The sequence below is a fragment of the Pseudomonas sp. ABFPK genome (genome assembly GCF_001586765.1).
Lineage (GTDB): Bacteria > Pseudomonadota > Gammaproteobacteria > Pseudomonadales > Pseudomonadaceae > Aquipseudomonas > Aquipseudomonas asiatica.
Genome location: NZ_LQXW01000078.1, coordinates 1 through 12,595, shown reverse-complemented (window position 1 = coordinate 12,595; position 12,595 = coordinate 1). Strand labels below are relative to the sequence as shown.

Annotated in this window: 11 protein-coding genes and 3 pseudogenes; all 14 read left to right on the top strand. The window is 53.3% G+C overall.

Annotation, left to right across the window (positions count from 1 at the left end):
• The first annotated feature begins 2 nt into the window (after nucleotides 1–2).
• Entirely contained in the window at nucleotides 3–587 is a 585-nt protein-coding gene (locus WM94_RS26790; protein ID WP_061552517.1) for a hypothetical protein, read from the top strand.
• Nucleotides 588–622: 35 nt separating this feature from the next.
• Nucleotides 623–1,090, top strand: a complete 468-nt coding sequence (locus tag WM94_RS26785; RefSeq protein WP_003260502.1) for a DcrB-related protein — start codon at nucleotides 623–625, stop codon at nucleotides 1,088–1,090.
• A 6-nt stretch (nucleotides 1,091–1,096) separates the two neighbouring features.
• Complete coding sequence (locus tag WM94_RS26780) at nucleotides 1,097–5,320, top strand: RHS repeat-associated core domain-containing protein (protein WP_256207064.1); 4,224 nt, start codon at nucleotides 1,097–1,099, stop codon at nucleotides 5,318–5,320.
• 11 nt (nucleotides 5,321–5,331) lie between these two features.
• Nucleotides 5,332–5,985, top strand: coding sequence for an Imm26 family immunity protein (locus WM94_RS26775; RefSeq protein ID WP_061552516.1), 654 nt, complete (start codon nucleotides 5,332–5,334; stop codon nucleotides 5,983–5,985).
• A 912-nt stretch (nucleotides 5,986–6,897) separates the two neighbouring features.
• A pseudogene (locus WM94_RS26765) lies at nucleotides 6,898–7,548 on the top strand (RHS repeat domain-containing protein); the annotation flags it as partial.
• Between the two features lie 396 nt (nucleotides 7,549–7,944).
• Nucleotides 7,945–8,355, top strand: a complete 411-nt coding sequence (locus tag WM94_RS26760; RefSeq protein ID WP_060480624.1) for an immunity 22 family protein — start codon at nucleotides 7,945–7,947, stop codon at nucleotides 8,353–8,355.
• 220 nt (nucleotides 8,356–8,575) lie between these two features.
• Nucleotides 8,576–9,501, top strand: a pseudogene (locus tag WM94_RS26755) (type IV secretion protein Rhs); the annotation flags it as partial.
• Nucleotides 9,502–9,705: 204 nt separating this feature from the next.
• Nucleotides 9,706–10,143 (top strand): SMI1/KNR4 family protein, encoded by a 438-nt coding sequence (locus WM94_RS29940; RefSeq protein WP_082810654.1) that lies wholly within the window; start codon nucleotides 9,706–9,708, stop codon nucleotides 10,141–10,143.
• A 245-nt stretch (nucleotides 10,144–10,388) separates the two neighbouring features.
• Entirely contained in the window at nucleotides 10,389–10,856 is a 468-nt protein-coding gene (locus WM94_RS29935; RefSeq protein WP_082810660.1) for a phosphotriesterase, read from the top strand.
• Complete coding sequence (locus WM94_RS30335; protein WP_156486016.1) at nucleotides 10,849–11,238, top strand: hypothetical protein; 390 nt, start codon at nucleotides 10,849–10,851, stop codon at nucleotides 11,236–11,238. The genes WM94_RS29935 and WM94_RS30335 overlap by 8 nt, the downstream gene beginning before the upstream one ends.
• Nucleotides 11,226–11,444 carry a hypothetical protein gene (locus tag WM94_RS29930; protein WP_177342436.1) on the top strand — a complete coding sequence of 73 codons (219 nt, stop codon included), beginning with the start codon at nucleotides 11,226–11,228 and terminating at the stop codon, nucleotides 11,442–11,444. Before WM94_RS30335 ends, WM94_RS29930 begins: the two co-directional genes overlap by 13 nt.
• Nucleotides 11,445–11,568: 124 nt before the next feature.
• Complete coding sequence (locus tag WM94_RS26745; RefSeq protein ID WP_061552512.1) at nucleotides 11,569–11,916, top strand: hypothetical protein; 348 nt, start codon at nucleotides 11,569–11,571, stop codon at nucleotides 11,914–11,916.
• A gap of 70 nt (nucleotides 11,917–11,986) precedes the next feature.
• The gene (locus WM94_RS26740; protein WP_061552511.1) at nucleotides 11,987–12,355 is read left to right on the top strand and encodes a hypothetical protein; all 369 of its coding nucleotides are present in this window, start codon (nucleotides 11,987–11,989) and stop codon (nucleotides 12,353–12,355) included.
• A 62-nt stretch (nucleotides 12,356–12,417) separates the two neighbouring features.
• A pseudogene (locus tag WM94_RS29925) lies at nucleotides 12,418–12,595 on the top strand (IS5/IS1182 family transposase); the annotation flags it as partial.

The window sequence follows — 12,595 nt, the reverse complement described above, 5'->3', positions numbered from 1 at the left end:
TCATGTACAAGCCCTCGATCTACGACCGCATCTCTGCCAGGCGCGAAGCGCAAGAGGAGGCTGCGCGGCTGGCCAGGTTGGCGGAAGCCGCTCATGTGCCTGAGCCTGTGCCCGAGCCGGAACCGGTGCCAGCCGCGTTGCAGGATGTGGGCAGCGGTTTCACCTTCGCAGGTTTCACTCTGCAGTTTCCGATCGGCTTTCGCTTTCGCGACATCCAGACCACCATCGAGCATGAAGGCGAGCCGATCAGCCTCAGCATCCGCCGCCGTGATGTACGCGCCAGGCAGCCGCTGGAGCAATTGTTCGACGGCGCGATCCAGGCTTTGCGCGAATTGAACCCGCAACTGCGCGTGATTCGTCAACGTGATTGCCTCCTGGCTGGCAACCCGGCCAAGGTCCTGGATTTCCACTTCAATGCTGGCCACGAGCCCCGGCACGGTCGCCTGGTCGGCGCGCTGGTGCCCATCGCCGGCAGCCAGTCGGTGCAATGGCTGGATATTTCCAGCGTGATCGACCCAAGCAAGCCGGGCCTGAGCCAGTGGCTGGCCGAGTTCGACCGCATGCTCGATGGCTTCGCGCAGGGCTGAACCCCGATTTTTTCGCTATCAGGAATTTTCATCGCATGGATTACGAGTTGCAGGAAGGCGGCATCGCGCTGCCGGCAGGTTTCGAGGACCGCACGGTCAACATGTTCGTCTTGGGTGCCAGTGTTCCAGCACCGTTGAGCATCACCATCTCGCGTGACACCTTGCTGCCGGACGAAGCGCTGCAGGCCTATGTCGATCGCCAGGTGAAGATGCTCACCTCCAAGCTGCGTGGTTACACCCGCATGGGCAACAAGGCCGTCTCGCTCTCGGCTACCGCACCCATTGCCGGCATCCAGATCGACGCCTACTACATGAACCAGGGCCGCCCGCTGTATCAGCGCCAGGCCGCTTTCATCATCAGCCCCGGGCGTGCCCTGATCTTTTCCACCACCGCACAGGCCGACTTCAGTGCCCAGCAGAACCAGGACTGGGACAACTTGCTGGCCAGCTTCACGCCGCGAGCCCCGTCCGTAACCAGCGCCGAGTCCGGCGAACAGGAGTAATCCCTCATGTTCGAAGCGGCCAGGTTCGGCGACGAGATATCGCACACCAGCGCGCTGGGGGGCTTCCTGATCGGGGCCGCCCTGGGCATCGCACTGGTGGCGACGGTGGCCATCGCCACCTTCACCTGCGGGTTCGGCGTGGCCTTGCTGGCCGGCCTCGCAGCCGGCATCGGGGGCAGCTTGCTGACCGCCGCCGGAGAGGCGATAGGCAGTATGTTCTCGTCCCCCTCAGGGACGATAACCACTGCCTCACCCAACGTTTTCATCAACAGCCGCAAGGCCGCCCGCGTCGAAAAAAGCATCGGTGCCTGCGACAAGCACCCAGGGCCGGTGCAGATTGCCGAAGGCTCGACCAACGTCTTCATCAACAGCGTCGCGGCTGCACGCAAGGGCGACAAGCTGACCTGCGGCGCGACCATTTCCGGTGGGTCGGACAACGTCATCATCGGCGGTGGCACCTACCGCTATCTGCCAGTGGATGACGAGATCCCGGAGTGGCTGCGCACCACCGTGGATGTGCTGATGGCCATTGCCGGTGCCGCTGGCGGTATTGCGCAGCTGATCAAGGCGGGTACCCAGGCCGGCATGAAAGCCATAATGCCTTGCGCCCTGAAGTTCACCGCCGGCTTCGTCGCTGGCGAGGTAGCCAGCCGCTACGTGGTCGAACCCGTCGCCCGCAGGGCCATCGGCGGCCTGGTCGGCAACCCGGTCGACCTCACCACCGGCCGCAAACTGATCCCCGACGAAATCGACTTCAGCCTGCCTGGCCTGATGCCGATCGAGTGGTCACGCTTCTACGCCAGCGACCTGACTGTCGATAGCGTGCTCGGTCGCGGCTGGGTGCTGCCTTGGGAGCAGAGCCTGCGCCGCCAGGGCTCGTTCATCTACCTCACCGACAACCAGGGCCGCGAAATCCCGTTCGTGACCTTGCAACCGGGCCAGCGCATCTACAACCCGCACGAACAGGTGTACCTGGTATGCACCGAGGGCGGCCACTACATCCTGCAAACCCTCGACAACCTGTTCTTCTATTTCGACGAAGTGCCAGACACCAACAGCGAAGTGCCGCTGCAACGCATCGAAAACGCCCTCGGCCACTTCCTGCATTTCACCCGCACGCCCGATGGTACGCTGACCGACATCAGCGCCACCGGCGGTACCCGCGTGCACCTGCACTACGACAACCCGCTGGGTCGCCTGACCGACATCAAGCGCGTGGTGAACAACGAAGCGGTGGAAACGCTCACCCAGTACCGCTATGACGAACACGGCCAGCTGAGCGCGGTGATCAACCGCAACGGCGACACGGTGCGCAGCTTCAGCTACGCCGAAGGCCTGATGGTGACCCACAGCAACGCGCTGGGCCTGGGCTGCCACTACCGTTGGGAAACCCAGGGTGGCAAACCACGGGTGGTCGAGCACTGGACCAGCGATGGCGAGCACTACCATTTCCGCTACGACCTCGACGCCCGCACCAGCTGGGCCACCGACGTGCTCGGCCGCGAGCTGGAAGTGCAGTACAACGCCGATCATCGCGTGCTCGCCAGCCGTGACTACGGTGGCGAACGCTACGCCATCGAGCTGGACGAGCAGGGCAACATGGTTGGCCTGGATTTGCCGGACGGCAACCGGCTCGCCTTCAAGTACGATGAATACGCCCGCCTGTTGGAAGAAACCGACCCGCTGGGCCGCAAGACCACCTACGAATATCACCACCTGACCACGCTGGTGACCCAGGTCAGCTATCCGGACGGCAGCACCTGGCGAGCGCGCTACGATGACAAGGGCAACCTGCTCGCCGAATTCGATGCCCTCGGCCAGATGACCGAGTACCTGAACAGCGATGACGGCCTGCCGCATACCATCATCGATGCGACTTACAAGTCCAAGTACCTGTGGTGGAACACCCTGGCCCAGGTCGAGCGTTATCAGGACTGCTCGGGCAAGAGCACCTGGTACCGCTACGACGAACGCCAGCACCTCGTCGCGGTGACCGATGCGCTGAACCAGACCACCACCCTGGAGCGCAAGCCCGACGGCGAAGTGCTGCGCATCAGTCACCCGGACGGTACCGCGGAAACCTTCACCTACAACGTCTACGGCCAGGTAATCAGCCACACCGACGGCAAGGGCCAGACCACACGCCTGATGCGTACGGCGCGTGGCCTGCCGAGCAGCCGCCAGGATGCCAAGGGCCAGCGGGTACGCTACGAGTACGACAAGGCCGTGCGCCTGATCGCGCTGGTCAATGAGAACAACGCCACGTACAGCTTTGCCTATGACGCTTCGGACCGGCTGAGCGAAGAAGTGCGGGTAGATAACCTGACCCGGCGTTTCAGCTACAACGTCGGAGGCCATCTCACGCGACTGGATGAGATTGGCTATGGCGAAAATGCCGAGCGGCCGGAGCGGCATACGCTGTTCGAGCGTGACACCATTGGCCGTCTGGTCGCCAAGATCAATCGCGATGCGAGCCAGAACTTCGCGTACGACGACGGCGACCGGTTGCTGAGCATCGAGCGGCAACCGACCGGGATCGGCAAGCAGCTTGGGATCACGGAAGAGAAGCTGGAGTACGCCTACGATCTGCTGGGGCGGTTGACCAAAGAAATTACCCCCGACGGCACGCTCGGCTACGAGTACGATCCACTCAGCAACCTGACCACATTGACCCTGCCGGATGGCCGCAAGGTCAACCACCTGTACTACGGCAGTGGGCACCTGCACCAGCTGAACCTGGACGGTCAGGTGATCAGCGATATGGAGCGCGACGACCTGCACCGCGAGGTGTACCGGACCCAGGGCAAGCTCACCAGCTGCTTCGGTTATGACGCGATGGGGCGCAAGGCCTGGCAGTTTGCCTCGAGCTTGCCGGCCGACAAGCTCTCGCAGGTGCACAACACCGGTATCAATACCTCGTTGCTGGTGGAGCATGCCTACAACCCGATCCACCGTCGCTATCAGTACGACCCGGCGGGTGAACTGGTGCGCACGCTGGACAAGCTGCGTGGCGAGATCAAGTACGAGTACGAAGCTAACGGCCAGTTGCGCAGCCGCGATACCGGCTCGCTGGTGGGCAGCGAGGAATTCCGTTACGACCCGGCAGCCAACCGCCTGGACTTCAATGCGCGGCAGTTCGACAAGGTCAAGGACAACCGGATCAAACAGTGGCGGGATCAGGAGTACCGTTACGACCCGTGGGGTAACCTGATCGAGAAGCGCTCGGGGCACAGCAAGCTGCAGAGCTTTAGCTATGACTGCGAGAACCGGCTGGTGCGGGCGGAAACGTTGGTCAATGGCAAGCTGGAGAGTACCGGGCACTACCGTTACGACAGCCTGGGGCGGCGGGTTGCCAAGCAAGCGGAAATCAACGGCGAAGTCGAACAGAAGCGCTTCCTCTGGCAAGGGCTGAGAATGCTGCGGGAGGAGACGCCGGGGCAGAGCATTCTGTACCTGTATGAGCCGGGTAGCTATGCGCCGTTGGCGCGGGTTGATCAGGCAGAAGGGGAAGAGCTGCAGGTTTACTACTTCCATACTGACCAGATTGGTACGCCGCTGGAACTGACGGATAGCGACGGGCAGATTGTTTGGCAGGCGACTTATCGTTCATGGGGCGAAATAGAAACTTTAAGTGTCAATGAGATTGAACAGAATCTGAGGTTTCAGGGGCAGTACTTCGATAGTGAAGTTGGACTTCACTACAATACCTTCCGGTATTACGATTCTGAGGCGGGAAGGTATATCAGTCAGGATCCAATTGGGGTTGATGGCGGTTTTAATCTTTATTTTTATGCCGATAATCCTGTCTCATGGGTTGATCCGTTGGGGTGGGTGGCTGAGACTGCTCCTGGTTATTTTGTTTATGCACTGTATGACAAGGGTGTAAAAGATCCATATTATATTGGCATAACGGATAATGTTACTAGGCGCCGTGGTGAGCATGTGGCGAGCGGGCGACTCAATGGAGGAAAAATGAAAGTACTCGATCGTAATGTTACTTACGGTCAGGCCCGAGGCTATGAGCAAGCTTATATTGAGCACCACGGAACTAAAACCGGCATCGTAGGGGAGCAGATTTCGGATACAAACAGGGGTAATAAAATCAATTCCTATGACCATCAAAGCAAGACGAGAGCTGCAGGGCGACAGCAGTACTTTGAAAATAGTTTTAATGAAAAATCTGCTAGTCTTAACGGGCGGAAATCAACACCTAATGCAACGGCCTGTTGAGGAGTTTAGTTATGGGGTGGTGGAGCGCGCCGGGACATGATGAGATCGTTGTCGGAGATATACCTCTAGACCTAGTTGGCAAACTTCTAGAGGAACTGCAGGTGCTCTATATTGAGTCTCTGGGCAGAAGGCCTAAGCTCGAAGAAATAAGGTATTTGATTGAGTTGTCAATTAAGGTAAATGGCCCCAGCTTGTTTTGTGGGGAGGATTTGAAAAGTCATTCGGAGGATGTTGGAATGGGCAAAGGCAAAACTAAAAAATATACGGCTGGCGATGTTCTTTCGTTTAAAATCGCTGACGGCTTATACGGCTTTGCAAGGCTAATTAAGCAAATAGAGCTGGGCTATGTTTCTGAAATTTTTGCCGAAACATCTTCCTCGCCGAGAGAAGAGTTGGGTAAGTTACAAACCATTAAGCAGTTTCCGGTCATTCTCGATACATTTTCCTTGCTGGAGATGGGCGAGGGTGAGTGGGAAGTGGTTGGACATCTGGAATTGGGTGAAGATGACAGGGTTGAAGGGTTGAGGTTTGTGTTTGGTACACCTCCTTATGATTTGAAAAGCATTGATGTTAATGAGAATGAGAAAAAGATCTCGGAGCAAGAGGCAATGGGGTTGTTCCCTTACGAGCAGATGGGGGATGAAGATGTAAAAGAGTTGTTCTGAGGTCGGCGAGATTGGGGCGGGGTGAGGTTTACTTAGGTTCTTTAACAATACACACTTTCGAAGTGGCTGCCAACTTTGTTTCGGTCACTTCGCTTTCAGTGTTTTCTCCAGGTTCGATCAGTCATAAGGTATGCTTAAGCTTCACTGTGATGTCTTTGATCTTTGTAGCTATAATTGTGATCGGCAGCACAGTAGGTTACGACATCTAATCATGGGCGCTAAGTCCCGCACATTAATCCTGAGGTTCAGCTACAGCGCTTCCAGAACACCGTCAGCCACTTCCTACACTACCATCTCCGTTACAACTTCGACGCCCGCAGCAGCTAGGCCACCGACGTGCTCGGTCGCGAGCTGGAAGTGCAGTACAACGCCGACCACCGCGTGCTCGCCAGCCCGATCACATGGGTTCACCCCCTTGGACTCGCTGCATGCCCTATGCGAGAGGTTAATGGAGCAAAAATATTCGGCAAAGGTCAAAAAGATGGGACTCGGGGGCATGATCAGTTCTCCGAGGCCATTGCTAATAAGCTGGCAATGAGCGGTAAGTTCAAAGAGATATATTTGAATAGGTCGTACAGTTTCGCTAATGGTAAAAGGGGTAACAGGGCGGCGCCCAGATATTATGGCTATTGATAAGTCTGGAAAAGTTCATGCAATCGAACTGGCCTCTAAGACTGACATGGGGAAAAGTTACCTTCATTGACGGTGCGGAATCAGACTGCGATGGGTAGTCTGCCGAGTTCCGGCCAAGGAAACATTATTGTGTTGAATCATCCTTATAATATTTCAAAGATAAAAAGTGTTCTAGACAACTTAATTGATAGTATATAGGTGCGATGATATGTGTGCGGCCAATGCGATGGCAATTTACGGCATCGAAAAGATCACTCCTGAATTCGTATATGAATTGGGCAGGAGTACCGTTACGACCCGTGGGGTAACCTGATCGAGAAGCGCTCGGGGCACAGCAAGCTGCAGAGCTTTAGCTATGACTGCGAGAACCGGCTGGTGCGGGCGGAAACGTTGGTCAATGGCAAGCTGGAGAGTACCGGGCACTACCGTTACGACAGCCTGGGGCGGCGGGTTGCCAAGCAAGCGGAAATCAACGGCGAAGTCGAACAGAAGCGCTTCCTCTGGCAAGGGCTGAGAATGCTGCGGGAGGAGACGCCCGGGCAGAGCATCCTGTACCTGTATGAGCCGGGTAGCTATGCGCCGTTGGCGCGGGTCGATCAGGCGGAAGGAGAGGAGCAGCAGGTTTATTACTTCCATACTGACCAGATTGGCACGCCGCTGGAGCTGACGGACAGTGATGGCAAGATCGTTTGGCAGGCGACGTATCGTTCTTGGGGTGCAATAGATAGTCTGCCGGTCAAGGATGTCGAGCAAAACCTACGGTTCCAAGGTCAGTATTTTGATTGCGAATCGAGCCTGAATTACAATACTTTTCGGTTCTACGATCCAGAAATTGGGCGATTTGTCACTCAGGATCCAATAGGTGTCAGAGGCGGTGCTAATTTATATGTTTATGTGCCGGCGCCGACTACTTGGGTTGACCCTTTGGGTTGGGTGCCTTGGGAGAAAAACGGGTTTGATAGCTGGTTTAATAGCGCCTCAGTTCAAGATATTGTTGATAATAAAAAAGCTGTAGAAGCCGCCCTTAGAAATCCGGGAGGTAAACATGAGATGTTCCCTGTCTCTATAGCGTCGAAGGCAAAAGAACTTGGCTTTACCGCTCAAGAGCTTAAAGAAATGACAGTGTCAACCAAAGATATTACTTTTGTGGGTGTGACAGACAAACATGGTAATCCTGTGCCGGACGGTCCGCACCATGGTAGTAGGGCTGGAAGGCTGTTCCATAATAATTTAATTAAAGACCTGAATGGTGCGCAAAGCAAAGCTCAAGCGCTTAGCGTGATCGATTCACATCACAGCAAACACATGAAGCTAGGAGCATGCTAAATGGATTCTTATGATATTGATCGGTATGAAAAAGTTCATGTTTGGGTAGGTACAAATTTCTCTTCGGAGGATGAATATCTAAAGTATTTTGAATTGGACTATTCTGTGGATTTGGATGATCCAGCATATAAGGTTTGTGGGTTTTGCAAAGATATTGGTGTGAGATGGTATGACGAGGATTTCATAGGGATTATACCAAGAAAAGCGGAGGAGGTGAATTTAGAGGAGATCTTGCTTGAATCTGCGGTTGATTCCAGTTGCATTGAGGATCTAAAGGCGGAGTGTTTGAGACTTGGAATTACTAAGGCTAATGCAATTTTCTGGTACTCTGATGGTGGCACGGAAATTTCCAAGCCGCTAAAGTCGAATTATAATGGTTTGAAGTATGTTGGGTTATATGAGGGCGAATAAGCTCGACGAAGGTCCAGAAGAACCTGGAATTGGCGCTCTGCGTCAACATTTTTAGTGTTTGGATCTGATTTTCGATGTGCGGTTATGTGTTGTTTTTAATTTAAATTTTTTGTTGTGAGTACTAGGGTAATAAGGATTCGATCTTTAATAACTAATAGTTTATTTGGCTCTGCCAAAGTATAGGTAGAGCCGATATTCTTTCACTGCATGTGCCGCCGGGCGCATCTACAACCCGCACGAACAGGTGTACCTGTATGCACCGAGGGCGGCCACTACATCCTGCAAACCCTCGACAACCTGTTCTTCTATTTCGGCGAAGTGCCAGACACCAACAGCGAAGTGCCGCTGCAACGCATCGAAAACGCCCTCGGCCACTTCCTGCATTTCACCCGCACGCCCGACGGTACGCTGACCGACATCAGCGCCACCGGCGGCACCCGCGTGCACCTGCACTACGACAACCCGCTGGGTCGCCTGACCGACATCAAGCGCGTGGTGAACAACGAAGCGGTGGAAACGCTCACCCAGTACCGCTACGACGAACACGGCCAACTGAGCGCGGTGATCAACCGCAACGGCGACACGGTGCGCAGCTTCAGCTACGCCGAAGGCCTGATGGTGACCCACAGCAACGCGCTGGGCCTGGGCTGCCACTACCGTTGGGAAACCCTCGGCGACAAGCCGCGCGTGGTCGAGCACTGGACCAGCGATGGCGAGCACTACCACTTCCGCTACGACCTAGACGCCCGCACCAGCTGGGCCACCGACGTGCTCGGCCGCGAGCTGGAAGTGCAGTACAACGCCGACCACCGCGTGGTCGCCAGCCGTGACTACGGTGGTGAACGCTACGCCATCGAGTTGGACGAGCAGGGCAACATGGTTGGCCTGGATTTGCCGGACGGCAACCGGCTCGCCTTCAAGTACGATGAATACGCCCGCCTGCTGGAAGAAACCGACCCGCTGGGCCGCAAGACCACCTACGAATATCACCACCTGACCACGCTGGTGACCCAGGTCAGCTATCCGGACGGCAGCACCTGGCGAGCGCGCTACGACAAGGGCAACCTGCTCGCCGAAATCGATGCGCTGGGCCAGATCCTGAACAGCGAAGGCCGGGCATCAGCGTTACCGGTGGGACTTCCTCATGGTAGGTCTGTTTTGCAAGTTGAAATACATTTTGGGTTACATTCGGGCAGTTATAGTAATAGCGAAGGTAATTGAGCTTTTTGATGATAAAGGCTGGCGAAAATATCAGGCGCAAAAATTTTATTCGCAATATGTTAAGTTGAGGAGTTTGCTGGCGTGCACATAAACTTATCAAGGTCTGGGCCTCAGATAGATCAAAGGGATATGGATCTTCTAGAGGCCCAGTTGTCCGCAAACTTGCCTGATTCATTCAAGAGGTTTTTCCTAAAACATAATGGTGGAGTGTCAGACAAGGATTGGTGGGTCAGCGGAGATGGTTATGAGCCTATTAGAGTGAAAAGTTTCAAGTCTATAGCCAGGGCTACCGCCACAGATGCACTAAATACCAAGTATATTTGGGCGTGTTACCAAGCCATGACGGCGCGACAGGTTGTTCCTTTGACAATTCTTCCATTCGCCACTGATGACGGTGGAAATTTTTTCTGTTTTGACCTGGTGGAAGGTGGGGTGTGTTATTTTACGACCGATTCTTATGATGCTGATTTGACAACTGCCGAAAATCATTTTAATGCGTATCGCTGGTTGGCTGAATCATTTGATGATTTTGTATCTGGGCTCAAAGATGAGTCGGAAGTCGCGTAATGAACATTGCGTGTCGGAGGTATTGGAGGGCAGTGAAAATGATTTTTCAGCTTGATCTGAGGGTGTCGTAACTAGGCTGGATTATCTCATGGGTTTTGGCGGGCTTGATACATATGAAGACCCGGTTGAAGCTGAGTGCTATAGACAGATTTTTTTGAAAATAGTGAATTCTATGGTGCCAGGATTGATCGAGTGTTGTCAACATCTGGAATCCTTAAGGATTGCTGCTTAAAAAGGGGGTATTGGTGAGTGTGTTTAAAGTTTTTAATTGGGATGAAAAGGTCAGAACAAGCCTGAAAAAAATAAAAGTTGGCGATATTTTCTGTTTTGCAATAGAAGGTAAAGGATATGGTGTTGGGCGTATTATGGCACCAAATAGCCTTGGTCACGTTGCAGAAATATTTGATCAGATTCTTATCTCGCCTGTAGTGGATTCGGTATTCTTTAGTCGGTTGGGCGATCCTGTAATTTTGGACTCTTATTCGCTATTTGATCGCAAGACTGAAGGTGATTGGCGGGTTGTGGCATACCAAGAAAATTATCAGCCTTCAACTGAAAAAGGTGTAAGGTTTGTGTACGGTGTCGCAGATAATGTGAAGCTTGTTGATATTTTTGATAATGAGACTGCTTTCACTGGAGGAGAAGGTGCATACCCCTCATACTCGCCTATGGGGGATAAAGATGTAAAGGATCTATTGAGGGGGATTGATTGATGTAATTGGTCTGCTCGTAGTTGCGCTGAATCAGTTGCTGGAAAATGTCTTCGATAATGGGCTTGTTGATATACATTCTGTATTTAAGTATGGTGCAGGTGGCGCAAGATCAACTACGATTTATGGCGTGTTCAGAGATAGGAGCTTGTCGATGGTGAAATATTCAGTGGCCGACCTAAGTGACGGCTTTAGAGGAGCCCTGTCAGGCTTTATGAGGGAGATGTATGGGTGGGAGGTTAAATATTATCATAAAGGTATCAATGCCTTTGAGAGTGGTTCGCCTGAGTCGGATCTTGACGAGGAAATGCGCAACGACCTTTTGATGGTTTTTCATAAATATGTGGTGCGCGGGGCAGGAATTATGATCGAGTGGAAAGTTTAGTTTGTGGTAGGCATCCTGAGTACGACGAGGAAAGTGATCAGGTTGATGTGATCGATGTTGGCGAAAAAGAGATAGTAGTTTTAATAAGGAAGACAAGGGGGCTTGCGTCTGTGTTTAGGCTGACTTTTACTGTAAATGATGGCGTTTATAAGGTCGCTGGTCGAGATCTGCAGGGCGGGGAAAAGTGGCAGAAGACTTATGTGTAAAATAAAATTCCATATTTATGGGTGTGTGGCTTCCAGATCTTATCAGAATGTTTGTAAGAATTCATAGTCTTGGATGGCTTCTTGGTGTTGAGATTTAACTGGCAAGCATGGAGAGCAGTGGATTATGCATGATGAACTATTTGTTGACGCGATTGTTTCTGAGTTGTTCGAAAAAAATTTCTCCCAATACAGGGTGGCGCTCACTAAGCAAGTCAATGGCGATAACGATTCATATGCTAGCGCGCGCAATGCTCTTGCGCTCTTGGCCGATGAACAAAAGCTTGACGTTGTAAGCTTTCTTAAGGTGGTTATTGCAGATAGTGCCTCTGTGGTACTGGGGACATTAGATGGCGTCCATTTTCCTGGCGATCTAGAAGCTGACTTTGTCGTCAGCATGGATGGTAAGGAAATTCAGGGCGATTTGCAGGATATGTTTCTCGGAAAAGTCCAAGAAAATGGTTCTTATGATTGAAATGTGTGCGCCTTAGGTGGGTTAGATTTCATATGCCGGCTGCGCGGTTGCCAGGATGAGGGGGGATTGATTGAAGGACCTGATAACATTCTCACATCTGATTTATGGCAAGGGTTTTTTTGAAGCCCTTGCTGCGAGCGTCGAAAATTGGGAGGAGCTGCTCGATAGCCGAGAACAACCATCTTTTGACAATGCTTGGATAAGCAATTTTAAAACGCTGCAAGGGATTAGCTATCAGGAATCGAATAACGACGCTGATATAATCGGGCTGAGAGAATTTGCGTTTAAGGAGATGTTTCGTCTCACTGCGGACGCCGAAATTGCAGGTTACATCTCTGACGATATCGGCTTGCTTGCTGAGGCGCTGGCAAAAGGTCACCTGACGACATGGTGTGAAAAGTTGCTTGCCAGTTACCAATCTGGGCATTTCCCGTGCTAGGGAATCTCCGAACAAGCCTTCAGTTATGCGAGAATCCCCGCAACACCTGATCCGAGCCGCCCATGAGCCAGATGAGCTTTTCCGACTTTGAGTACGCCGGCAAGCGCAAGCAAACCCGCCGAGAGCGCTTCCTCGCCGAAATGGATCAGGTGGTGCCCTGGGCAGGCCTGCTGGAGCTGATCGAACCGTTCTACCCCAAGGCCGGCGGCGGTAGAAAACCCTATCCTCTGGAAACCATGC

Bases quoted from the DNA above. Each gene is read 5' to 3' on its own strand.
- WM94_RS26745 (WP_061552512.1), top strand. From the start codon at position 11,569: ATGCATGATGAACTATTTGTTGACGCGATTGTTTCTGAGTTGTTCGAA.
- WM94_RS26785 (WP_003260502.1), top strand. From the start codon at position 623: ATGGATTACGAGTTGCAGGAAGGCGGCATCGCGCTGCCGGCAGGTTTC.
- WM94_RS26775 (WP_061552516.1), top strand. From the start codon at position 5,332: ATGGGGTGGTGGAGCGCGCCGGGACATGATGAGATCGTTGTCGGAGAT.
- WM94_RS26790 (WP_061552517.1), top strand. From the start codon at position 3: ATGTACAAGCCCTCGATCTACGACCGCATCTCTGCCAGGCGCGAAGCG.
- WM94_RS26760 (WP_060480624.1), top strand. From the start codon at position 7,945: ATGGATTCTTATGATATTGATCGGTATGAAAAAGTTCATGTTTGGGTA.
- WM94_RS26780 (WP_256207064.1), top strand. From the start codon at position 1,097: ATGTTCGAAGCGGCCAGGTTCGGCGACGAGATATCGCACACCAGCGCG.
- WM94_RS29940 (WP_082810654.1), top strand. From the start codon at position 9,706: ATGGATCTTCTAGAGGCCCAGTTGTCCGCAAACTTGCCTGATTCATTC.